Origin of the sequence: Rhizobacter sp. LjRoot28, assembly GCF_964253025.1 — a bacterium.
In the GTDB taxonomy this organism is placed as follows: domain Bacteria; phylum Pseudomonadota; class Gammaproteobacteria; order Burkholderiales; family Burkholderiaceae_C; genus Rhizobacter.
In genome coordinates this window covers 4462114-4483704 of the sequence record NZ_CAXUQC020000001.1, presented here as the reverse complement: position 1 = coordinate 4483704, position 21591 = coordinate 4462114, and the positions used below count along the sequence as shown (strand labels likewise).

19 protein-coding genes are annotated in these 21591 nt (G+C 69.3%); 3 read left to right on the top strand and 16 right to left on the bottom strand.

Going from position 1 to position 21591, the window contains the following annotated elements:
* Nucleotides 1-4: 4 nt before the first annotated feature.
* The 11 genes from ACSQ2F_RS20570 to araD1 all read right to left on the bottom strand — a co-directional run bounded on the left by ACSQ2F_RS20570 (nt 5) and on the right by araD1 (nt 12598).
* Nucleotides 5-649, bottom strand: coding sequence for a 2-dehydro-3-deoxy-6-phosphogalactonate aldolase (locus ACSQ2F_RS20570; protein WP_436026103.1), 645 nt, complete (start codon nt 647-649; stop codon nt 5-7).
* Nucleotides 643-1521 carry a 2-dehydro-3-deoxygalactonokinase gene (locus tag ACSQ2F_RS20565; protein ID WP_436026102.1) on the bottom strand — a complete coding sequence of 293 codons (879 nt, stop codon included), beginning with the start codon at nt 1519-1521 and terminating at the stop codon, nt 643-645. The genes ACSQ2F_RS20570 and ACSQ2F_RS20565 overlap by 7 nt, the downstream gene beginning before the upstream one ends.
* Entirely contained in the window at nt 1518-2552 is a 1035-nt protein-coding gene (gene yjfF, locus ACSQ2F_RS20560) for a galactofuranose ABC transporter, permease protein YjfF (protein WP_436026101.1), read from the bottom strand. The genes ACSQ2F_RS20565 and yjfF overlap by 4 nt, the downstream gene beginning before the upstream one ends.
* Nucleotides 2549-3589 (bottom strand): ABC transporter permease, encoded by a 1041-nt coding sequence (locus ACSQ2F_RS20555; RefSeq protein WP_436026100.1) that lies wholly within the window; start codon nt 3587-3589, stop codon nt 2549-2551. Before ACSQ2F_RS20555 ends, yjfF begins: the two co-directional genes overlap by 4 nt.
* Nucleotides 3586-5145: a sugar ABC transporter ATP-binding protein gene (locus tag ACSQ2F_RS20550; RefSeq protein WP_436026099.1), complete on the bottom strand. Its 1560-nt coding sequence runs from the start codon at nt 5143-5145 to the stop codon at nt 3586-3588. The genes ACSQ2F_RS20555 and ACSQ2F_RS20550 overlap by 4 nt, the downstream gene beginning before the upstream one ends.
* Nucleotides 5142-6350, bottom strand: a complete 1209-nt coding sequence (mmsB, locus tag ACSQ2F_RS20545) for a multiple monosaccharide ABC transporter permease (protein ID WP_436026098.1) — start codon at nt 6348-6350, stop codon at nt 5142-5144. The genes ACSQ2F_RS20550 and mmsB overlap by 4 nt, the downstream gene beginning before the upstream one ends.
* A 33-nt stretch (nt 6351-6383) precedes the next feature.
* Nucleotides 6384-7913, bottom strand: coding sequence for a multiple monosaccharide ABC transporter ATP-binding protein (gene mmsA, locus ACSQ2F_RS20540; protein WP_436026097.1), 1530 nt, complete (start codon nt 7911-7913; stop codon nt 6384-6386).
* Nucleotides 7914-8003: 90 nt separating this feature from the next.
* Nucleotides 8004-9077 carry a multiple monosaccharide ABC transporter substrate-binding protein gene (gene chvE / locus ACSQ2F_RS20535; RefSeq protein ID WP_436026096.1) on the bottom strand — a complete coding sequence of 358 codons (1074 nt, stop codon included), beginning with the start codon at nt 9075-9077 and terminating at the stop codon, nt 8004-8006.
* Nucleotides 9078-9092: 15 nt separating this feature from the next.
* Nucleotides 9093-10058: an ABC transporter substrate-binding protein gene (locus ACSQ2F_RS20530; protein WP_436026095.1), complete on the bottom strand. Its 966-nt coding sequence runs from the start codon at nt 10056-10058 to the stop codon at nt 9093-9095.
* Between the two features lie 102 nt (nt 10059-10160).
* Nucleotides 10161-11600: an aldehyde dehydrogenase family protein gene (locus ACSQ2F_RS20525; RefSeq protein ID WP_436026094.1), complete on the bottom strand. Its 1440-nt coding sequence runs from the start codon at nt 11598-11600 to the stop codon at nt 10161-10163.
* A gap of 2 nt (nt 11601-11602) precedes the next feature.
* Nucleotides 11603-12598, bottom strand: coding sequence for an AraD1 family protein (gene araD1, locus ACSQ2F_RS20520; RefSeq protein WP_436026893.1), 996 nt, complete (start codon nt 12596-12598; stop codon nt 11603-11605).
* 107 nt (nt 12599-12705) lie between these two features.
* On the opposite strand from araD1, the gene ACSQ2F_RS20515 reads away from it, so the two are divergent.
* A complete protein-coding gene (locus tag ACSQ2F_RS20515) occupies nt 12706-13674 on the top strand; it encodes a LysR family transcriptional regulator (RefSeq protein WP_436026093.1) in 969 nt (322 codons plus the stop codon).
* Nucleotides 13675-13689: 15 nt separating this feature from the next.
* On the opposite strand, the gene ACSQ2F_RS20510 is transcribed toward ACSQ2F_RS20515, so the two are convergent.
* A complete protein-coding gene (locus ACSQ2F_RS20510) occupies nt 13690-14475 on the bottom strand; it encodes an SDR family NAD(P)-dependent oxidoreductase (RefSeq protein ID WP_436026092.1) in 786 nt (261 codons plus the stop codon).
* Nucleotides 14476-14615: 140 nt separating this feature from the next.
* On the opposite strand from ACSQ2F_RS20510, the gene ACSQ2F_RS20505 reads away from it, so the two are divergent.
* The gene (locus ACSQ2F_RS20505; RefSeq protein WP_436026091.1) at nt 14616-16352 is read left to right on the top strand and encodes an IlvD/Edd family dehydratase; all 1737 of its coding nucleotides are present in this window, start codon (nt 14616-14618) and stop codon (nt 16350-16352) included.
* 158 nt (nt 16353-16510) lie between these two features.
* Nucleotides 16511-17314, top strand: coding sequence for an SDR family oxidoreductase (locus ACSQ2F_RS20500; RefSeq protein WP_436026090.1), 804 nt, complete (start codon nt 16511-16513; stop codon nt 17312-17314).
* 21 nt (nt 17315-17335) lie between these two features.
* On the opposite strand, the gene ACSQ2F_RS20495 is transcribed toward ACSQ2F_RS20500, so the two are convergent.
* Genes ACSQ2F_RS20495 through ACSQ2F_RS20480 form a run of 4 tightly spaced genes read right to left on the bottom strand, consistent with a single transcriptional unit; the run spans nt 17336 to nt 21573 of the window.
* The gene (locus tag ACSQ2F_RS20495; protein ID WP_436026089.1) at nt 17336-18322 is read right to left on the bottom strand and encodes a LysR substrate-binding domain-containing protein; all 987 of its coding nucleotides are present in this window, start codon (nt 18320-18322) and stop codon (nt 17336-17338) included.
* A 28-nt stretch (nt 18323-18350) separates the two neighbouring features.
* Nucleotides 18351-19535: a Gfo/Idh/MocA family protein gene (locus ACSQ2F_RS20490; protein WP_436026088.1), complete on the bottom strand. Its 1185-nt coding sequence runs from the start codon at nt 19533-19535 to the stop codon at nt 18351-18353.
* Nucleotides 19532-20548 carry a sugar phosphate isomerase/epimerase family protein gene (locus ACSQ2F_RS20485; RefSeq protein ID WP_436026891.1) on the bottom strand — a complete coding sequence of 339 codons (1017 nt, stop codon included), beginning with the start codon at nt 20546-20548 and terminating at the stop codon, nt 19532-19534. The genes ACSQ2F_RS20490 and ACSQ2F_RS20485 overlap by 4 nt, the downstream gene beginning before the upstream one ends.
* A gap of 50 nt (nt 20549-20598) precedes the next feature.
* Nucleotides 20599-21573: an ABC transporter permease gene (locus tag ACSQ2F_RS20480; protein WP_436026087.1), complete on the bottom strand. Its 975-nt coding sequence runs from the start codon at nt 21571-21573 to the stop codon at nt 20599-20601.
* Nucleotides 21574-21591: the final 18 nt, after the last annotated feature.

The following is a 21591-nucleotide window of genomic DNA, read 5'->3' as shown; positions in this document are numbered from 1 at the left end:
CGCGTCAGCGGGTGGGCGCTTCGGCTTGCGTGGTCGCGGCCCAGGCAGCAAGGAACCGCTCAGCCCGTCCCGCGACCTCGCCCAGCGCCAACTCCGGCGTGAACAACTGGCTGCCGATCCCGAACCCGGTGGCGCCCGCGGCCACCCAGGGCGCGATGTCCTCGGGCGCGACGCCGCCCACGGGCCACAGGTGCGTCCCCGACGGCAGCACCGACTTGAACGCCCGCAATCCCGCCTGGCCGACCATGTCGGCCGGAAAGACCTTGAGCGCGCTGGCCCGCCAGCGCAGCGCGTTGAAGGCCTCGGTCGGCGTGGCCACGCCGGGCACGACGACCATTCCGCGCTCGGCGGCACGTCGCATCACATCGGCGTCGCAGTGGGGGGCGACCATGAGTTGCCCGCCGGCGTCGTGGACGTCGTCGACGTCGCGCGTGCTGAGCATGGTGCCGCCGCCGATCAGGGCGTCGCTCGGAGCCACGCGTCGGATGGCCTCGATGCAGTACAGGGCACCGCGCCGATTGAGCGGCACCTCGAGAATCCGGAATCCCGCCTCGAAGAGCACGAGCGCGACCGCCCGCGCGTGCTCCGGCGCCAGGCCGCGCAGGATGGCCACCAGCGGGGGTTGGAACTGGTTCAGGTCGATCACCATGTCATGGCCTCCAACAAGTAGCGCAAGGCGGCGAGGTGCACCTCACGGGGGGGGTGCACCACGGTCGCCACGCCGAGATGCCGGGCCGCCGTTTCGTAGGGGCCCGCGAGCGCAGCTGAGGCGATCAGGTGGACCTGCTGCGGACGGGTCGGCGTGTCGAGCCACTCGGTGCCGATCAGGACGCCCGACAGGTACGAACGCGCGTGAGCGGGCGGCATGTCGCCGGCCACGACCCTCGCACGGCAGCCGAACAGCGTGTGCGTGAGGGCGCCTTGCGCCGCGGCGCGCAGGCCGTCCGCGAAGGCGTCCGGCACGGCCACGTCGCCCTCGAACGCCGCCAATGTGCCGTGCCGACCCAGCAGCGCGAAGAGCTCCCCGGTCATGTGCGTGCGCCAGCGCACCGCCACGCCCCCGTCCATCAGAACCCACTTGCTGTGGGTGCCGGGCAGCACGAACCAGCCGTCCGGCGCGCCGAGCGCCAAGGCACCGAGGAGCTGGGTTTCTTCACCCCGCATGACGTCGACCTCGCCGCCGGGCCCTCGCCAACGGAGGCCGGGGACGATGACCACGCGGCGACCCGCCGGGGCGGCGCGCAGGGGCACCAGGTGACGGCCCAGTTCCGATAGCGGCGTGCCCGCATCGAGGTAGGGCACCTCCTGCCACCCCGAGGCCGCGCCGACCATGCCGGACATGACGACGGGCACATGCCGCGGCCAGCCGCTCAACAGCGTCTCGAAGGCCTCGGCATGGCGCCCTGCCGCCGCGAGCATGCCCTGGTCGTCAGCGCGCTCGTCCTGCAGCGCGCCGTCCGCGTCCAGCAGACAGGCCCGTCGGTGGGTGGTGCCCCAGTCGATGCCGATGAGCCCGCTCATCGGCCCCGCTCCGTTTCGAAGACGCGCTGCAGCAGGCAGAACACGAAGAGCAGACCCCCGATGACGATGCGGGTCCACCAGGAGCTCAGGCTGCCGTCGAACATGATGAGCGTCTGGATGATGCCGAGGATCAGCACGCCGAAGAGCGTGCCCGCGACAAAGCCGACGCCGCCGGTCAACAGCGTGCCGCCGATGACCACGGCTGCAATGGCGTCGAGCTCCAGGCCGACGGCATGCAGCCCGTAGCCCGACAGCATGTAGAGCGTGAACACCACCCCGGCCAGCGCCGAGCAGAAGCCGCTGAGCGTGTACACGCCGATCAGGGTGGAGCGGACCGGCAGTCCCATCAACACGGCCGAGTGTTCGTTGCCGCCCACGGCATAGACCGCACGCCCGAACGGCGTGGCATGGGCGATGAAGACGGCCAGCAGCACGACGGCGATGGCGATCAGCGCGCCCGCCGACAACGAGGCCTCGCCCCACACGGGCAGCCGCCACTGGGACCATTCGGCGTAGGTCGGATGGGTGATGCTGATGGAGTCGATGCTGATCAGGTAGCACAGGCCACGGGCGAGGAACATGCCCGCGAGCGTCACGAGGAAGGGCTGCAGCCGGAAGCGCTCGATCAGGAAGCCCTGGAAGGCGCCGAACGCCGTGCCGAGGGCCAGCACCAGCGGAATCACCACCGCCGGAGGCCACTGCTGCTTCTCGACCAGCGCCGCGGACACCATGGTGGTGAGCGCGATCACCGAACCGACCGACAGGTCGATGCCGCCGGAAAGGATCACGAAGGTCATGCCCACGGCGACGATGCACAGGAAGGCGTTGTCGATCAGCAGGTTCAGAAAGACCTGGCTCGAGAAGAAGCCGGTGTAGGCCACCGAGCCCGCGCCGGCCATCGCCAGGAACAGCGTGACGGTGATGCTGAGCGGCAGGTACTTGCGATCGAGGCGCCAACGGGCCGACGCAGGCTGCCAGGCCGGCGCCTGCAGCGCCGGGGCGAGCGTTCCCGGGGTGGGTGTGGCGCTCATGGACGGGCTCCCAGGGGCGGGCGCACCGCCATCGCACGAACCGCCTGCCGGAACTCGGCCGACTGCAGCAGCATCACCGCGAACACCACCACCGCCTTCACCACCAGGTTCACCTCGGGCGGCACGCCCAGCGAGTAGATGGCGTAGGTGAGCGTCTGGATGATGAGCGCACCGAGGACGCTGCCGGCCAGGCTGAAGCGGCCACCCGTCAACAGCGTGCCGCCGAGGGTGACGGCCAGGATGGCGTCGAGCTCCATCAGCTGGCCGGCGTTGTTGCCGTCGGCGCTCTTCACGTTGGAGCTGACCAGCAGGCCGGCCACGCCGGCACACAGACCGCAGAAGGCGTACACGCAGACGGTGAGGCCGCGCGCCTTCACGCCGGCCACACGCGCCGCCGACGGATTGATGCCCACCGCCTGGATGAAGAGCCCGAGGGCCGTGCGCGACATCGTGAGCGACACGACGGCGAACACCGCCGCCACGATGAACACCGAGAACGGCAGACCCAGCAGGTAGCCGCTGCCGAGGAAGAAGTACGGCGGGTAGTAGATGGTGACGATCTGGCCGTTGGTGATGAGCTGGGCGATGCCCCGGCCGGCCACCATCAGGATGAGCGTCGCGATGATGGGCTGCATGCCGACCTTGGCCACCAGCACGCCGTTCCACAGCCCGCACAGCAGGGCCACGCCCAGCGCGCCGGCGATGGCCACGGGCATGGGGAAGCGGCTCACATGGCTGGCGACGCCGTCGGTCACCACCAGCGTGCCGCCGATCATCCACGCGGCAATGGCCGCCGCGATGGCGACGACCGCGCCCACGGAGATGTCGATGCCGCGGGTGGCGATCACGAGCGTCATGCCGATCGACACGAGCGCAAGCGGCGCGGCGCGGTTGAGGATGTCGACCAGGCTGCCGTAGAGGTGGCCGTCGCGCCAGCTGATGTGCAGGAACTGCGGGTTGAACGCCGCGTTCACCGCCAGCAGCAACACGAGCGTGACGACGGGCCAGGCGAGCCGGTGCCGGAGCAGCGTGTTCATGCCGCGGCCTCCATCGCGTGCGCGTCCGCAGACGGCTCGGCGATCAGCTCGTACACCGCCTGCTCGCTGCTGCCCGCGGGCAGTTCGCCCACCTTGGCGCGGTCGCGCAGCACCACGATGCGGTGGGACACCCGGACCACCTCGGCCATCTCGGACGAGATGAAGAGCACCGCCATGCCGCCCTCGGCCAGGCGAAGGATTTCGTCCATGATTTCCTGCTTGGCGGCGACGTCGATGCCGCGGGTGGGCTCGTCGAGGATGAGCAGCGAAGGCGACGTCGCCAGCCAGCGCGCAATGAGCGCCTTCTGCTGGTTGCCGCCGGAGAGCAGGCCGATCGGCGTGTCGACGTCGGCCGTCTTGATGCCCAGCGCACGCACGTACCGCTCGGCCAGCGCGCGCTGCGCGGCGTCGCCCAGCACCCGACGCAGGCCGGTGCGCGCCTGCAAGGCCAGCATGATGTTCTCCCGCACCGACAGTTCGGCGACGATGCCATCGGTCTTGCGGTCCTCCGGGCAGAGCGCCAGCCCATGGCGCACGGCATCGGCCGGGGCGCCCAGCAGGGCGGCCTGGCCCCGGATGTGCAGGCTGCCCGCATCGGGCGTCGCGAGGCCGAACAGCAGGCGCGCGAGTTCCGTGCGGCCGGAGCCGAGCAGGCCGCCGAGTCCGACCACCTCGCCCGCGTGCACCTCGAGGTCGATCGGCTGCAGCTGCCCACGCTGCGCGAGGCCGCGCGCCTGGAGCACCGGCACGGCGTCCCGCGTGGCGGTCGCAAGGGGTGTGGCGTTGGCAGCCTCCGCCAGTTCCCGGCCCACCATGGCGGCGATCAGGGCCTTGGGCCCGAGCTCGCTGGCGAGGTGTTCGCCCACCAGGCGCCCGTTGCGGAGCACGGTGATGCGGTCGCACAGCGCATACACCTGCTCCAGGAAGTGGGTGACGAACAGGATGGCCAGGCCCTCGTCACGCAGCCGGCGCAGCACGCTGAAAAGCTGCTGCACCTCGCTGGCGTCGAGGCTGGAGGTCGGTTCGTCGAGAATGAGCACGCGCGCGTTGATCGACAAGGCACGCGCGATGGCAATCATCTGCTGCACCGCCACCGGATACGCCGACAGCGTGCGCGTGACGTCGATGTCGAGATGAAGGCGCGCCAACAGCTCGCGCGCACGGCGGTTCATGCCGGCCCAGTCGATCCGCCACGCACCGAGCGGGCCGAGGCGGGGGTAGCGCCCGGCAAAGATGTTCTCGGCCACCGACAGGTTGGGGCAGAGGTTCACCTCCTGGTAGACCGTGCTGATGCCGAGCGCCTGCGCCTGCAGGGGCGACGTCGGCCGCACGGGCGCGCCGTCGAGTACGAGGCTGCCGGTGTCCACCGGGTAGACCCCCGTGAGCACCTTGATGAGGGTGGACTTGCCCGCCCCGTTCTGCCCCATCAGCGCGTGCACCTCGCCGGGGAACAGGCGCAGCGCGACGTCCTCGAGCACGGGCACGCCGAAGAACTGCTTGTGGATGCCCGACATCGCGAGCAGCGGGCCGGCCATGGGCATTGGATGCGGTTTCATTTGTTCTTGTTGTACACATCGACGAACACTGCCGCCAAGAGGACCAACCCCTTGATGACCTGCTGGTAGTCGATCCCGATGCCGAGGATCGACATGCCGTTGTTCATCACCCCCATCACGAAGGCACCGATGACGGCACCGAGCACCTTGCCGACGCCCCCGGACGCGGAGGCGCCCCCGATGAAGCAGGCCGCGATCACGTCGAGCTCGAATCCCACGCCGGCCTTGGGCGTCGCGGTGTTCAGCCGCGCCGCGAAGACCAGGCCCGCCAGCGCGGCGAGCACGCCCATGTTGACGAAGGTGAGGAAGGACAGGCGGCGGGTGTCGATGCCGGAGAGGCGCGCCGCTTTTTCATTGCCGCCGAGCGCATAGACGCGGCGGCCCAGGGTGGTGCGGCTGGTGATGAAGTCATAGGCCAGCATCAGCACCGCCATCACGATCAGCACGTTGGGCAGCCCGCGGTACGACGAGAGCAGCCAGCCCATCGTCACCATCAGGCCGGCGAAGACGAGGGTGCGGGCCAGGAAGAAGGCGTACGGCTCGGTGTCCATGCCATGACGGGCCTGGCGCGCACGGCCGCGCAGCTTGAAGCCGACCCACGCCGCCGCAGCCGCGACCGTCAGGCCGAGCGAGAGCAGCCGCGTACCGCCGCCCTCGAACGGGTCGGGCAGGAAGCCCGAGCTGATGCGCTGGAAGGCTTCCGGGAAGGGGCCGACCGACTGTCCTTGCAGCAAGGCCAGCGTGAGGCCCTTGAAGACCAGCATGCCGGCCAGGGTCACGATGAACGAGGGGATCCGGAAGTAGGCGACGAACACGCCCTGGCTGGCACCGATCGCGGCGCCCGCCAGCAGGCAGAGCGCGATCGCCAGCAGGAAGTTCAATTGATACTCGACCATCAGCACCGCGGCCAACGCGCCCACGAAGCCGACCACCGAGCCGACCGACAGGTCGATGTGGCCTGCGACGATCACCAGCAGCATGCCGAGCGCCATGATGACGATGTAGCTGTTCTGCAGGATCAGGTTGGTGAGGTTGAGCGGCCTCATGAGCGTGCCGTCGGTCACGACCTGGAAGAAGGCCATGATCACCAGCAGCGAGACGAACATGCCGTACTCGCGGAAGTTGTGCTTCAGGAAGCCGGCATGCGAACGGGGCGCCGCCACGGCGGTGGGCGCGTTGGAGGGGGTGGGCACGGCGTGGTCCATGGGTGCAGGCAGTGATGCGCGGATGCGGCGCGGTCAGTGGGACGCGGCCACGATGGACCGCATGATCTTTTCCTGGGTCGCCTCGGCCGCCGCGAACTCGCCGACGAACCGGCCTTCGTTCATGACGCAGATGCGGTCGCACATGCCGAGCAGCTCGGGCATCTCGGACGAGATCATCACGATGGCCCGGCCTTCGGCAGCCAGCTGCGCGATGAGGGTGTAGATCTCGAACTTCGCCCCGACGTCGATGCCGCGGGTGGGCTCGTCGAGGATGAGCACTTCGGGCGAGGTGAACAGCCACTTGCCGAGCACCACCTTCTGCTGGTTGCCACCCGACAGGTTCACCACCTTCTGCATCACGCTGGCACAGCGGATGCGCAGGCTCTGGCGGTAGCCCTCGGCCACCTGGTGTTCACGCGCCGCGTCGAGCACGCCCCGCCGCGACACGCTTTCCAGGTTGGCCAGGCTCACGTTCTCCCGCACGGGCTCCTCGAGCACGAGGCCCAGGCCCTTGCGGTCCTCCGTCACATAGGCGAGGCCGTGGTCGATGGCGCGCCGCACCGTCGACACATCCGCCGGCCGGCCCTTGACGCGCACCTCGCCCGAGATGCGCTGGCCATAGGAGCGGCCGAACACGCTCATCGCGAACTCGGTGCGGCCGGCACCCATCAGGCCGGCGATGCCGACGATCTCGCCACGGCGGGCATGGAAGTCCACGCCGCGCACCACCGGCCGATCGGCATGCACCGGATGGAACACGTGCCAGTCACGGACCTCGAAGATGATGTCGCCGGCCTGTCGCGGCAGGGAGGGATAGCGCTCGGCCATCTCGCGGCCGACCATGCTGCGGATCACCCGGTCCTCGGCCGGCGGGCCGCTCGCGCAATCGAAGTGGTCGACGGTGCGCCCGTCGCGGAGCACGGTGATGGCGTCGGCCACCTTGGCGATCTCGTTGAGCTTGTGGGAGATGAGGATGCAGGCAATGCCGCGCGCCTTCAGGCCGAGCAGCAAGGCCAGCAGCGCATCGCTGTCGCTTTCATTCAGGCTCGCGGTCGGCTCGTCGAGGATGAGCAGGCGCACGTCCTTTGACAGGGCCTTGGCGATCTCCACCAGTTGCTGCTGCCCGACGCCCAGCTGCGTGACGGGCGTGGCGGGCGACTGGTCCAGCCCCACCTGCCGCAGCAGCGCCTGGGTGCGGGTGAACGTGGCCTCGGCGTCGATGACGCCCAGGCGCTGTTGTTCATTGCCGAGGAAGATGTTCTCGGCAATGGACAGCAGCGGCACCAGGGCGAGTTCCTGGTGGATGATGATGATGCCTAGGGCCTCGCTGTCGGCGATGTCGCGGAACCGGCAGTCGCGCCCCTCGAACCGGATGCTGCCGCTGAAGCTGCCGCTCGGGTACACGCCGCTCAGCACCTTCATCAAGGTCGACTTGCCGGCCCCGTTCTCACCGACCACCGCGTGGATCTCGCCGGGTCGCACGCGCAGGTCCACCCCGTCGAGCGCCTTGACGCCGGGGAAGGTCTTGCGGATGTCGCGCATCTCGAGCAGGGCTTCGGTCATGCGGATGGGGCTCCGGACGGGATGCCGCCGACCTGCGCGGCCCGGGATCCGGGCAGCGCAGGCGGGGCGAGGGGCGCTTTGGCGCGCCGGTCAGCGCAGCTGGGCTTCGGTGTAGTAGCCGCTGCCCACCAGCACCTGCTTGTAGTTGGCGGCGTCGACGCTCACCGGTTTGAGCAGGTACGACGGCACCACTTTCACGCCGTTGTTGTAGGTCTTCGTGTCGTTGACCGGCACGGTCTTGCCCGTCAGCATCGCGTCGACCATGTTGGCGGCGACCTTGGCGAGCTCGCGCGTGTCCTTGAACACGGTGGCCCGCTGCTCGCCGCGCAGCATCGACTTGACGGACGCCACTTCGGCATCCTGGCCGGTGACCACCGGGAACGGCTGCTGCGGCGTGCCATAGCCCACGCCCTTGAGCGACGAGAGGATGCCGATGCTCAGGCCGTCATAGGGCGAGAGCACGGCGTCGACACGGCCCTTGGTGTAGTAGGCGCTGAGGATGTTGTCCATCCGCGCCTGCGCCACCGCGCCATCCCAGCGCAGCGTCGACACCTTCTGCATGCCCACCTGCTTGCTGCCGACGATCAGCTTGCCGCTCTCGATGTAGGGCTGCAGCACCGACATGGCGCCGTCGTAGAAGAAGAAGGCGTTGTTGTCGTCCGGTGAGCCGCCGAAGAGCTCGATGTGGAACGGTCCCTTCTTGTTCTTCAGGTCCAGGGCCTGCTCGATGTAGCCGGCCTGCAGCACGCCGACCTGGAAGTTGTCGAAGGTGGCGTAGTAGTCGACATGCTTCGAGCCGCGGATGAGCCGGTCGTACGAGACGACCTTGATGCCGCGGTCGGCGGCCTTCTGCAGGGCGTTGGAGAGGGTCGTGCCGTCGATGGCGGCGATCACCAGCACCTTCACGCCCTTGGTGATCATGTTCTCCACCTGGGCGAGCTGGTTCGGGATGTCGTCGTCGGCGTACTGCAGGTCGGCCTTGTAGCCCTTCTCCTTGAGGGCCCGCACCATGCTGTCGCCGTCGGCGATCCAGCGGGCGGACGACTTGGTGGGCATCGACACGCCGATCGTGCCCTTGTCCTGGGCGAACGTGGGCAGGGCCGCCGTACCGAGCGCGACGGCCAGCGCGGCCACGGCCGCGCGGCGGGAGGATATGAAGTTCATCGCGACTCCTCCCGGTCAGTACTTGCGCTTGGGGAACTCGCGGGTGGCCACTTCCATGGGGAAGATGGTCTCCTCGGTGATGATCCGCTTGGGCAGGCTCTTGCCGGCCTTCAGGTCCTTCACCGCGCTCATGAGCTGCGGGCCCAGCAGCGGACTGCACTCCACCGTCACGTCGAGCTTGCCGGCCATCATCGCTTCGAAGGCGCCCTTCACGGCGTCGATCGAGATGATGGTGATGTCCTTGGACGGCGCCATGCCGGCCTCCTCGATCGCCTGGATCGCACCGATCGCCATGTCGTCGTTGTGCGCGTAGAGCACATTGATCTTGCGACCCTCCGCCTTCAGGAAGGCCTCCATCACCTCCTTGCCCTTGGCCCGGGTGAAGTCACCGGTCTGCGAGCGGATGATCTTGATGCGCGGCTCCACCTTGATGGCTTCCTCGAAGCCCTTCTTGCGGTCGATGGCCGGTGCCGAACCCACCGTGCCCTGCAGCTCGACCACGTTCACCTCGCCCGCCTTGCCCTTGACCTTCTCCACCAGCCAGCGGCCGGCCTTGCGCCCTTCTTCGACGAAGTCGGAGCCCATGAAGGTGACGTAGAGGGAGGTGTCCTTGCTGTCCACCGCGCGGTCCGTCAGGATGACCGGGATCTTGGCGGCCTTTGCCTCGCGCAGCACGGTGTCCCATCCCGATTCCACGACCGGCGAGAAGGCGATGACGTCAACCCGCTGCGCGATGAAGGAGCGGATCGCCTTGATCTGGTTCTCCTGCTTCTGCTGCGCGTCCGAGAACTTGAGCTCGATGCCGGCCTCGCGCGCGGCCGACTTGATGGACTCGGTGTTGGCGGTTCGCCATTCGCTTTCGGCGCCGATCTGGCTGAAGCCAAGCACGATCTTCTTCTGGGCCAGGGCGCGCAGCGGCCAGGCCGTCGTCAGCGAAGCGGCGGCAAGCGCCGCGAACAGGGTGCGTCTGTGGAATTTCATGGGGATCCTCGCAAATGTCGTGGGTGCCTGCGGTCTGTCGCCGCAGTGTCGAACGGGGTGGTGTGGCAACTCTCCTGTGGCGTGGGTGGAACGGGTTCCGGATCAGGCCTGGGTGTAGGCCGTCTTCACGGTGGTGTAGAACTCGGCCGCGTAGCGGCCCTGCTCGCGCGACCCGTGGCTGGACGCCTTGCGTCCGCCAAACGGCACGTGATGGTCGACGCCGGCGGTGGGCAGGTTGACCATCGTCATCCCCACTTGCGCATGGCGCTTGAAATGTGTCGCGTGCTTGAGCGAGGTGGTGCAGATGCCAGCACACAGGCCGAAGGGCGTGTCGTTCGCCAGCTCGAGCGCATGCTCGTAGCTGTCCGCCCGCAGCACGCAGGCGACCGGCCCGAAGATCTCCTCGCGCGCCACGCGGTGCTGCGGTTCGGCCAGCAGCAGCGCCGGCGCCATGAAGTGGCCGCGGGTGGCGCGCTCGAGCGTCTCGCCGCCCACGAGGTGCTCGGCGCCCTCTTCCCGCGCGATGCCCACGTACTCGAGGTTCTGCTGCAGCTGCTGGGCATCGACCACCGGGCCGATCTGGGTGTCGCGTTGCAGGGCATGGCCTACCTTCAGTGCGCCGGTTCGCTCCCGCAGCCGACTGACGAAGCGGTCGAGGATGCGGTTCTCCACGATGAGCCGGCTCGAGGCGGTGCACCGCTGGCCGGTGGAGAAGAACGCGCCTTGCACTGCGCAGTCGACGGCCTGGTCCAGGTCGGCGTCGGCCAGCACCACCAGCGGGTTCTTGCCGCCCATTTCGAGCTGCACCTTGGTGCCACGCTCGGCCGTGTCCTTGAGGATCTGGCGACCCGTGCCCACCGAGCCGGTGAAGCTGATCGCCTGCACCAGCGGGCTGTCCACCAGCGCCTGGCCCACCTGGCGACCGCTGCCCATCACGAGGTTGAACACGCCGGCGGGCAGGCCTGCACGGCTGATGATCTCGGCAAGCGCCCAGCCGCAGGCCGGAACGAGTTCCGCCGGCTTGAAGACGACGCTGTTGCCGAAGGCCAGGGCCGGCGCGATCTTCCATGCGGGAATGGCGAACGGGAAGTTCCACGGTGCAATCAGGCCCACGACGCCCACCGGCTCGCGGGTGACCTCGACGTCCACCCCTACTCGCGTCGAGGCCAGGCGCTCGCCGCCCGTGCGAAGCGCCTCGCCGGCGAAGAACTTGAAGATCTGCCCGGCGCGGGCCACTTCGGCCGTGGCCTCGGGCAGCGTCTTGCCCTCTTCGCGGGCGAGCAGGGTGCCGAGTTCGTCGCGGCGCGCGAGCAGCTCGTGGCCGATGGTGTCGAGTGCGTCGGCCCGGCGCTGCGGTGTGCTGAAGGCCCAGGCGGGGCCGGCATCGGCCGCGGCACGGATGGCCAGGTCGGTCTGGTTGCGATCGGCACGGGCGTACTCCGCCACGACCTCGTCGAGGTCGGACGGGTTGGTGCTGATGCCGGTCGTCACACCGGTTTCCCAGCGGCCGTTGAAGAAGTTCTTGCAGGCGAGGGTGGCCATGGTCACAGCGGCTGCACGCCACCCAGGTTGAAGCCGGCCGGTGCGCGGGCCAGCGTGTTCATGAGCGTCGCGCCCAGTTCGGGCAGGTCGATCTCGAAGCGGTCACCCGGCTCGCAGTGCAGGCCATCGGCAAAGCTGAGGGTGGAGGTGCCGAAGAAGTGCAGGTGCACGTCGCCGGGTCGGCGGTGGGCCGCGTACTTGAAGTGGTGGTACTCCAGGTTGGCGATCGAATGGCACATGTTGGCCTCGCCCGTGAGGAAGGCTTTTTCCCAGACCACCTCGCCGCCGCGTCGCACGCGGCTGGTCCCGGCCAGATGCTCCGGCAGCGGGCCGGTACGCAACTCGGGGCCCACCGCGCAGGCGCGCAGCTTGGAGTGAGCCAGGTAAAGGTAGTTCTGACGCTCGGTGATGTGGTCGGAGAACTCGTTGCCGACCGCGAAGCCCAGCCGCCGGGGGGTTCCCTGGGCGTCGATGACATAGAGGCCGACCAGCTCCGGCTCTTCGCCGCCGTCGAGCGCGAAGTCCGGACTGGCGAGCGGTGCGCCCGGGGCCGCCACCATCTGGCCGTCGCCCTTGAAGAACCACTCGGGCTGCACGCCCGGCTCACGGGTCGACGGTCGGCCGCCGTCCAGGCCCCACTTGAACATGCGCATCGAGTCCGACAGCGCCGCCTCGTCGCCGGCCAGCTTGTGGTGCATGGCGTCACGCGTCGCGGCGCTGCCGAGGTGGGTGAGGCCCGTGCCGGTGACCAGGCAGTGGGCGGGATCGGGGTGCGACAGTGGCGTCAACACGCGCCCTTGCGCCAGCAGGTCGGCATAGGGCAGCTCCGGCCCCACGGGTTCGGCCATCGCGTCGAGCGTGACGCCCTGCCCTGCCGCCGCCAACGCCATCGCGTACGTGCTGCGGTGACCGGCGAGGCGGCGCGCGGCACGACCCGAGGGGTCCACCTGGGCGACGCTCTGGGCGCCGTCGTCGTCTTGGAACTGGATCAGTCGCATGGCGGTTCGATGCTGGACGAGGTGGCGCATCGTACGAACGCCTGGGATATCTTTCTAATAGAGATTCGCCAGCTTCCGATATACGATCCGGCATCGACGTAAACCCTATGACCAACTACACCCACTGGTTCATCCGCGCGCGCCTCAAGACGCGGCAGTTGCTGCTGCTCGTGGCGCTGGCCGAGGAAGGCAACATCCACCGCGCCGCCCAAGTGCTCAACATGACGCAGCCCGCCGCTTCCAAGTTGCTGAAGGACCTGGAAGACGTGCTGGAAGTCCCCCTCTTCGACCGGCTGCCGCGCGGCATGCGGCCCACGTGGTACGGCGAGACGCTGATCCGCCATGCGCGCGTCGCGCTCGCCAGCCTCAACCAGGCCCATGACGAGGTGGAGGCGCTCAAGGCCGGCCGCTTCGGCCAGGTCAGCGTCGGCTCCATCACGGCGCCCGGGCTCGTGCTGCTCCCGGCGGCCGTCGCACGGGTCAAGCAGGAGCACCCGAGCCTGCGGGTGTCATTGCAGATCGAGACGAGCGACGTGCTGATGGAGCGGCTCTCGCACGGCAAGCTCGACATGCTGGTGGCGCGCCTTTTTGCGCAGCACGACAAGACCGACCTCCGCTACGAGGTGCTGGCCGAGGAGCCGGTGAGTGCCATCACCCGCCCGGGTCACCCGCTGCAAGGCGTGGCCAACCTGTCCTTGCGTGACGCCCTCAGTGCCGGATGGATCGTGCCGCCGTCGGGCAGCATCCTGCGGCACCGCTTCGAGCTGATGTTCCAGGAGGTCGGACTCGAGCCCCCGGTGAACATCATCGAGACCTCGGCGCTGCTCTTCACCACGAAGATGCTGCAGCAGAGCGACATGATCGGCGTGGTGGCAACCGACGTGGCGAAGTACTACGCGTCGCACGGCATCGTCTCCATCCTGCCCATGGCCCTGCCCTGCCAGATGGACGCCTTCGGCATCATCACCCGCACCGACCGCCTGCTGTCCCCGGCGGCCAAGGTCATGCTGCGCGCGCTGAAGAGCACTGCCGCGACGGTCTACGGCACCCGCTTCGACCCGCTCGCGGCGGACTGAGCGGGCCGCGGCCCCTCAGCTCCAGCCGGCATCCACCTTGAATTCCTGCGCGGTGCACATCGCCGCGTCGTCCGAGGCGAGGAACAACACCATGCGGGCCACGTCGGACGGCTGCAGCTTGTCGGGCAGGCACTGGTTGCGCGCGATGGTGGCCTCCGCCTCGTCGTTGAGCCACAGTCGCATCTGCCGCTCCGTCATCACCCACCCGGGCGAGACGGTGTTGATGCGGATCCGGTGGCGGCCCAGGGTTTCGGCCAGTCCGCGCGTGAGGCCGTTGACCGAGGACTTGGCCACGGCGTAGCAGGGGTAGCCCCCGCTCTTGGTCTGCCACCCGGTGGAGCCGAGGTTGACGACCGAGCCGCCACCCAGCGCCCGCATGCCCGGAGCCACCGCCTGGATGGCGAAGAAGGCCGGGCGCTCGTTGATGGCCATGCGCTCGTCGTAGTAGGCCGGCGTGACCGATTCGAGCGTGTGCCGGTCGTCGCTCGCGACGTTGTTGACCAGCACCGAGAAGGCGCCACCCAGCGCGAGCGCCGCATCGGCGATGGCCTGCTGCAGCGCCGCCACGTCCGTCACGTCGCAGGCTCGCCACCAGGGCGCACGGCCTCCCTCGCCTTCCAGTTGCTGGCTCAACTCGCGGCTCGCCGCTTCGGCGATGTCGACGAAGGCGACGTGCGCGCCCTGCGCCACGAAGGCGGCCACGATGGCGGCGCCGATGCCGGTGCCGCCTCCGGTCACGAACACGCGGCGGCCGCGCAAGCTGGGGTACACGGCCAGCGCCGGGGACGGGGTGGGAGTCATGGGGCCCTTCATGTATTGCAAAAGCGGTATGTCAGCAGGCGAACTTCCTATTTTTCTCTTATCAATGTGCCTTGCTAGCATCCGCCGCGTCAAGGGGGCTTGCATGAGCGGCCTCCGCAACGCCGCGAGGACCGACTCCCATGGATTCCCAGAAGCCGAAACCCAAGTACCCCGTGCGCCGCAGCCAGGCCTGGTTTGGCAAGGACGACCGCGACGGGTTCATGCACCGCAGCTGGATCAAGAACCAGGGCTATCCGCATGACGAGTTCGATGGTCGGCCGGTGATCGGCATCTGCAACACCTGGAGCGAGCTCACCCCGTGCAACGGCCACTTCCGCGAGCTGGCGGAGTTCGTGAAGCGCGGGGTCTACGAGGCGGGAGGCTTCCCGCTCGAATTTCCGGTGATGTCGCTGGGGGAAACGCAGCTGCGCCCCACGGCCATGCTGTTCCGCAACCTCGCCAGCATGGACGTCGAGGAATCCATTCGCGGCAACCCGATCGACGGCGTGGTGCTGCTGATGGGCTGCGACAAGACCACGCCCTCGCTGATGATGGGTGCGGCCAGCTGCGACCTGCCCACCATCGGGCTGTCCGGCGGCCCGATGCTCAACGGCAAGTTCCGCGGCCAGGACATCGGCTCCGGCACGGGCGTGTGGATGATGAGCGAGATGGTGCGTGCCGGCGAGATGTCGATGGAGGAGTTCACCGCCGCCGAGTCGTGCATGCACCGCTCGAAGGGCAGTTGCATGACGATGGGCACGGCCTCCACGATGGCCAGCATGGCGGAGGCGCTGGGCATGTCCCTGCCCCACAACGCCGCGATCCCGGCGCCGGACACGCGTCGCAACCGGCTCGCCCAGCTCACCGGACGGCGCATCGTCGAAATGGTGAACGAGGACCTGCGCATGTCGAAGATCCTCACGCGACAGGCCTTCGAGAACGCCATCCGCACCAACGCCGCCATCGGTGGCTCGACCAACGCGGTGATCCACCTGCTGGCGATGGCGGGCCGCATGGGCGTGCCGCTCACCCTCGACGACTTCGACCGCCTCGGTGCCGAAGTGCCCTGCCTGCTCAACCTGCAGCCCTCCGGCAAGTACCTGATGGAGGACTTCTACTACGCCGGCGGCCTGCCGGCCGTGCTGCGCGAGATCGCCCCCCTGCTCCACCGCGACGCCCTCACGGTGAACGGGCGCACGCTCGGCGAGAACACCGCCGACGCCCCCTGCTACAACCGCGAGGTGATCCTCACGCCGGACGCGCCCTTCATGGCGGACGCCGGCATCGCCGTCCTGCGCGGCAATCTCGCGCCGGACGGTGCGGTGATCAAGCCGTCGGCGGCGTCCGCCCACCTGCTCAAGCACCGGGGCCGTGCCGTGGTGTTCGAGAACATCGAGGACTTCCACGCCCGCATCGACGACCCCGACCTCGACATCGACGAGTACTGCGTGATGGTCCTGAAGAACTGCGGGCCGCGCGGCTACCCCGGCATGTCCGAGGTGGGCAACATGCCGCTGCCGCCGAAGGTGCTGCAAAAGGGCATCACCGACATGGTCCGCATCTCCGACGGCCGCATGAGCGGCACGGCCTACGGCACCGTCGTGCTGCACACCTCGCCGGAGGCCGCCGCCGGCGGCACGCTGGCCCTGGTGCGCAACGGCGACGTGATCGAACTCGACGTGCCGGCGCGTCGCCTGCACCTCGAGGTGTCCGAAGACGAACTCACGCGCCGTCGCATCGAATGGCAGCCGCCGGCGCCGCCCACCCGGGGCTGGGCCAAGATCTACGTCGACCATGTGCAGCAGGCCCACCTCGGTGCGGACCTGGACTTCCTCGTCGGCGGCAGCGGTGCGGAGGTTCCGCGCGAGTCGCACTGAAAGAACCGCACGCGCCCGCGCCGGGCGCGTGTCCCGCGGCGATTCACAACCGCCGGTTGTCGGTCATGTCACCGGGCACCGCCTACCGCGGCAGCGGCCTGATTCCTAGAGTTGATCCCGTCGATTGCCGACGATTCATCAACTCTAGGAGAACCGCCATGTCCGCCATTTCCACTGCTGTTGCTCGCCGCGACGCCGCACCCGTCAGGGACCTGATCGGCCGCGTCGCCGTGATCACCGGCGCCTCCAGCGGCATGGGCCGCGCCGCGGCTTTGCTGCTGGCTTCGCGAGGGGCCAAGGTGGCACTGCTCGCGCGCCGCGCCGGCCCGCTCGACGCACTGGCGGCCGAGATCCGCGGCTCCGGCGGCGAGGCGCTCGCGCTCGTCACCGATGTCACGGACCCGGCCTCGGTCGAGGCGGCCGCCGCGGCGGTTCGGCGCGACCTCGGCCGCGCGAACCTCGTCTTCAACAACGCCGGGCTGATGCTGCCCGGTGCCGTCGGGCCGCAGCCGCAAGCGGAATGGCTGGCCCAGATCGACATCAACGTCACCGGCGCGATGCGCGTGATCCACGCCTTCATGCCGCAGCTCGAGGCGGCCGCGGCCGACGGCGAGGTCGTGGACCTCATCAACACCTCCTCCATCGCCGGGCAGTACGTGTACGGCAACTTCGCGGTGTACTCGGCCACCAAGGCCTTCGTCAGCCACCTCACGCGCCACCTCCGCGTCGAACTCGGCCCGCGCAACATTCGCGTCTGCGTGCTGGAGCCCGGCATCACCGAGACCGAGCTCCAAAGCCACTTCACCTTCCAGGGGGCGATCGACTGGGTGCAGAACGCGGCGAAGTCGATCGACTTCCTCAAGGCCGAGGACATCGCCGCCACCGTCGGCTTCATCGTGTCGCAGCCGCAGCACGTGAACCTGCAGCAGGTGGTGATCATGCCGACGAAGGAAGGGATCTGAGGGGGCGACGCGCGGCGACGGTCAGCCATCGCCGCGGCCGAGCGCCCGAAGCTCGGCGGCCGGCAGGTGGAACCCGTCGCCGCCGCGCAGGCGCTCCACCGCGAAGTCGATGAACTGCCGCACGCGGGCGGGCATGTCACGGCGCTGGGCGTAGTAGAGGTGCAGGCCCATCCGGTGGCTGGTGTGACGCACCAGCAAGGGCACGAGCGCGCCGCGGCGGATGGGCTCGGTGGCATTGATGCTGTCGATCTGGCCGATGCCCATGCCTTCGAGCACGGCCTGCATCTCCGCCTCCGGCTCGCTGCAGCACACGGCGAAGGTCATGGTCTGGTAGACCGTTTCGCCCTTGACGAGGAACTCCCACGGCATCGGGCGCCCGCTCCCGGGCTGGCGGTAGCCGACGCAGCGGTGAGCGGACAGGTCGGCGAGGTTCGTGGGCACGCCGTGGGCGGAAAGGTAGGCCGGCGTGGCGCAGGCAATGAGCTGGATCGGGAACAAGGCGCGTGACACGACCTGCGCGGTCGGCGGGTTGCCGGCCTTGAAGCCGAGGTCGATGCGTTCGACCACCGCGTCGGTCGGACGGTCCTCCAGGACCAGGTCGAAGGCGACGCCGGGGTGCCGCCGCTGGAACTCGGCCAGCAAGGGCATCAACACCTTGCGGCCGACCGCGCCGCCGGCGCCGATGCGGATGAGGCCTTCGTCGCCCAGGGCGGCGCGGCGGGCGCGCTCGATGGCGCCGGTGAGGCCCTCCATGCTCTCGCGCACGGACTCCAGCAGACGCTGCCCTTCTTCCGTCAGCGAACTCTTGCGGGTGGTGCGGTGGAACAGCCGCACCCCGAGGTGCTGCTCCAGCTGCCGCACGGTCTTGCTCACAGCCTGCGGCGAGGTGCCCTGCGCCTGGGCGGCGCGGTGGAAGCTGCCGAGCTCGGCGGCTCGGATGAAGGTGGCAATGGCGCGCAGTTCGTCCACGACGGCAGGCGGAGTCCGGGTGCGGCGAGCATAGGGCATCGGCCCTCGCCAGCCCCCTCCCCGTTCGTCACGGCGTCTCGATGCGTTCCCAGGTGCCGCCCGCCGCGGAGCTGCGCAGGACGGCTTCCACGAAGGCCAGGCCCTCCAGCCCGTCGGCCACGGTGGCGAGGTCGGGCGCGGCGGCCAGGCCCTCACCGCCGGCCTGTCGCGCGCGGATGACCAGCGCCGCGTCGCGGTAGAGCTGCGCGAAACCCTCGATGAACCCCTCGGGGTGACCGCCGGGAAGGCGAAGGAACTCGGTGGCGCCGGCCGGGGTGCGCCCGCGACGCAACAGCGTTTCATCACCGCCTTGCTGCCGCAGCAGGAGCTCGTCCGGCCGCTGCTGGTCGAACTCCAGGCTCGCGCGGTCGCCATGGATGCGCAGTCGCAGGCCGTTCGCCGCGCCGCTTGCCACCTGGCTCGCCCACAGCGTGCCGCGCACGCCGCCCTCGAAGCGCAGCATGGCCTGCACGTGGTCGTCGAGCGCGCGGCCGGCCACCAGGGTCGACAGTTCCGCCATGACCTCCTGGCCGCGGCGCCCGCTCACGAAGCAGGCCAGGTGATAGGCGTGGGTGCCGATGTCGCCGAGGCAGCCGGCGTTGCCGGCCCGGGCGGGATCGGTGCGCCAAGCTGCCTGCTTGTGACCACTCGCCTCCAGGGGCGTGCCGAGCCAGTCCTGCGCGTACTCGACCTGGACGGCGCGCAGCTGGCCGAGCGCGCCGCTGCGCACCATCTGGCGCGCGCGCCGCACCATGGGGTAGCCGCTGTAGTTGTAGGTCACGGCGAGGAAGCGGCCGCGAGCACGCGCCTTGTCGGCCATCGCCCGGCCTTCGGCCAGGGTCAGCGCCAGCGGCTTGTCGCAGATGACGTCGATGCCGGCATCGAGAAAGGCATGGGCCGCCGGCGCGTGAAGGTGGTTGGGCGTGACGATGGCGACCGCGTCAATGCCATCCCCTCGGGCAGCCTCCTCGCGCGCCATGGTGGCGTAGTCAACATAGCTGCGTTCGGGTGCGAGCCGCAACGCTGCCGCGCTGGCTCGGGCGCGCCCCGGCTCCGACGACAGCGCGCCGGCCACCAGTTCCCATTCATCGTCGAGCCGTGCGGCCATGCGGTGCACGTCGCCGATGAGGGCGCCGATGCCGCCGCCCACCATGCCCAGGCGGAGACGGCGGGGCCGCCCGGCGGTCGCTTCGTCGTGCGAGGCGGCGCTCATGCCGACAGCCCCAGCAGCGGACGCAGGCGGCCGTGGTCCACGCCGGCATCGGCGAAGTCGTCGAAGGCCCGTTCGGTGCGCCGGATCATGTGGTCGCGGATGAACGCGGCGCCCTCCCGCGCGCCGTCCTCCGGGTGCTTGAGGCAGCACTCCCATTCGAGCACCGCCCAGCCGTCGTAGCCGTACTGCGTGAGTTTGCTGAAGATCGCCTTGAAGTCGATCTGTCCGTCGCCCAGCGAGCGGAACCGCCCGGCGCGGTCGACCCACGGGGCATAGCCGCCATACACGCCTTGCCTGGCGCTCGGCCGGAACTCCGCATCCTTCACGTGGAAGGCCTTGATGCGCGCGTGGAAGACGTCGATGAAGGCGAGGTAGTCCATCTGCTGCAGCACCATGTGGCTGGGGTCGTAGAGGATGTTCGCGCGAGGGTGGTGGTCCACCGCCTCGAGAAAGCGCTCGAAGGTGGCGCCGTCGAACAGGTCTTCGCCCGGATGCAGCTCGTAGCAGACATCGGTGCCCGCCTCGTCGAAGGCATCGAGCACCGGCCGCCACCGGCGGGCGAGTTCGGCGAAGGCCGCCTCCACCAGGCCCGGCGGTCGCGGTGGCCAGGGGTAGAGGTAGGGCCACGCGAGCGATCCGGAGAAGGTGGCGTGCGCCTTCAGGCCCAGCCGCTGCGAGGCACGGGCGGCGAGCTTCAGCTGGGCGGCTGCCCACTCGGCGCGGTCGGCCGGCCGCCCGCGCACCGAGGGATCGGCAAAGCCGTCGAAGAGCGTGTCATAGGCCGGATGGACCGCCAGCAACTGCCCCTGCAGGTGCGTGGACAGCTCGCTGATCACGAGACCGTGCTCGGCCAGTCGTCCTCGCACGTCGTCGCAGTAGGTCTGGCTGTCGGCGGCCGTCGCCAGGTCGAAGAGGCCCGGGGCACTGGTCGGCACCTGCAAGGCGCGGTAGCCCAGACCGGCGGCCCAACCGGCCAGGCCGTCGAGGCTGTCGAAGGGGGGCGTGTCGCCCATGAACTGCGCGAGGAAGATGCCGGGGCCCTTGAGGGTGGGAGCAGTCACGATCAATCCTTCTTCTGCACGAGCACGGCCAGCACGATGATGGCGCCCTTGACCATGCCCTGGAGGTACGGCGACACGTTCATGAGGTTGAGCGCGTTGTTGAGAATGCCGAGGATGAGCACGCCGATCACGGTGCCGATGACCTTGCCCCGGCCGCCGCTCATGCGCGTGCCGCCGATGATCACCGCCGCGATGGCGTCCAGCTCGTAGGCGAGGCCCGAGTTGGCCGAGGACATGGAGTTCAGCCGCGACGACTCGAGGATGGCCCCGGCGGACGCCAGGGCACCGCACAAGGTGTAGACGGCGAACTTCACCGCGCCCACCGGCAGCGCGGACAGGCGCGACGCACGCTCGTTGCTGCCCACCGCGTACACATAGCGGCCGAACACCGTGTGCGCCATGACGCCGTGCAGCACCAGCGCCGTCACGGCAAAGCACCAGATCGGCGTGGCAAGTCCCAGCCACTGCGAATTCGCGATGGCGCCGTAGGCATCGCTCTCGGTGGAGACGCTGCCACCGTCGGCGATGTAGAGGATGAGCGACCGTGCCGCGGCCAGCATGCCGAGCGTGGCGATGAAGGACGGCAGCCGCCCCCAGGTCACGAGCAGTCCGTTCACCGCGCCGCAGGCGAGGCCGGTGCCGAGGCCGGCCGCCACCGCAAGCCACGGCTGCTCCGTCACGCCGAGGCACCAGAGCGCGGCCCCGCCCGACAGGGCCAGCACCGCCCCGACGGACAGGTCGATGCCACCGACGATGATGACGAGGGTCATGCCGAGCGCCAGCATGCCGATGACGCTCACCTGGCGCACGATGTTGAGCAGGTTTTGCGGGGTGGCGAACTGTTCGCTCGTGAAGGCCGCGAAGATGACCACCGCCACCAGGGCGACGGCTGCGCTGTAGTCGGACCAGAGTCGTTCGCCGTGGCCGCGCCAGCCGAGCTGGGAGGTTTTCATGGTGGCCGCCGAAGGTAGGTTCATGGGGTGTCCTGCAAGTCC

Bases quoted from the DNA above. Each gene is read 5' to 3' on its own strand.
- ACSQ2F_RS20570 (WP_436026103.1), bottom strand. From the start codon at position 649: ATGGTGATCGACCTGAACCAGTTCCAACCCCCGCTGGTGGCCATCCTG.
- ACSQ2F_RS20565 (WP_436026102.1), bottom strand. From the start codon at position 1,521: ATGAGCGGGCTCATCGGCATCGACTGGGGCACCACCCACCGACGGGCC.
- yjfF (WP_436026101.1), bottom strand. From the start codon at position 2,552: ATGAGCGCCACACCCACCCCGGGAACGCTCGCCCCGGCGCTGCAGGCG.
- ACSQ2F_RS20555 (WP_436026100.1), bottom strand. From the start codon at position 3,589: ATGAACACGCTGCTCCGGCACCGGCTCGCCTGGCCCGTCGTCACGCTC.
- ACSQ2F_RS20550 (WP_436026099.1), bottom strand. From the start codon at position 5,145: ATGAAACCGCATCCAATGCCCATGGCCGGCCCGCTGCTCGCGATGTCG.
- mmsB (WP_436026098.1), bottom strand. From the start codon at position 6,350: ATGGACCACGCCGTGCCCACCCCCTCCAACGCGCCCACCGCCGTGGCG.
- mmsA (WP_436026097.1), bottom strand. From the start codon at position 7,913: ATGACCGAAGCCCTGCTCGAGATGCGCGACATCCGCAAGACCTTCCCC.
- chvE (WP_436026096.1), bottom strand. From the start codon at position 9,077: ATGAACTTCATATCCTCCCGCCGCGCGGCCGTGGCCGCGCTGGCCGTC.
- ACSQ2F_RS20530 (WP_436026095.1), bottom strand. From the start codon at position 10,058: ATGAAATTCCACAGACGCACCCTGTTCGCGGCGCTTGCCGCCGCTTCG.
- ACSQ2F_RS20525 (WP_436026094.1), bottom strand. From the start codon at position 11,600: ATGGCCACCCTCGCCTGCAAGAACTTCTTCAACGGCCGCTGGGAAACC.
- araD1 (WP_436026893.1), bottom strand. From the start codon at position 12,598: ATGCGACTGATCCAGTTCCAAGACGACGACGGCGCCCAGAGCGTCGCC.
- ACSQ2F_RS20515 (WP_436026093.1), top strand. From the start codon at position 12,706: ATGACCAACTACACCCACTGGTTCATCCGCGCGCGCCTCAAGACGCGG.
- ACSQ2F_RS20510 (WP_436026092.1), bottom strand. From the start codon at position 14,475: ATGACTCCCACCCCGTCCCCGGCGCTGGCCGTGTACCCCAGCTTGCGC.
- ACSQ2F_RS20505 (WP_436026091.1), top strand. From the start codon at position 14,616: ATGGATTCCCAGAAGCCGAAACCCAAGTACCCCGTGCGCCGCAGCCAG.
- ACSQ2F_RS20500 (WP_436026090.1), top strand. From the start codon at position 16,511: ATGTCCGCCATTTCCACTGCTGTTGCTCGCCGCGACGCCGCACCCGTC.
- ACSQ2F_RS20495 (WP_436026089.1), bottom strand. From the start codon at position 18,322: ATGCCCTATGCTCGCCGCACCCGGACTCCGCCTGCCGTCGTGGACGAA.
- ACSQ2F_RS20490 (WP_436026088.1), bottom strand. From the start codon at position 19,535: ATGAGCGCCGCCTCGCACGACGAAGCGACCGCCGGGCGGCCCCGCCGT.
- ACSQ2F_RS20485 (WP_436026891.1), bottom strand. From the start codon at position 20,548: ATGGGCGACACGCCCCCCTTCGACAGCCTCGACGGCCTGGCCGGTTGG.
- ACSQ2F_RS20480 (WP_436026087.1), bottom strand. From the start codon at position 21,573: ATGAACCTACCTTCGGCGGCCACCATGAAAACCTCCCAGCTCGGCTGG.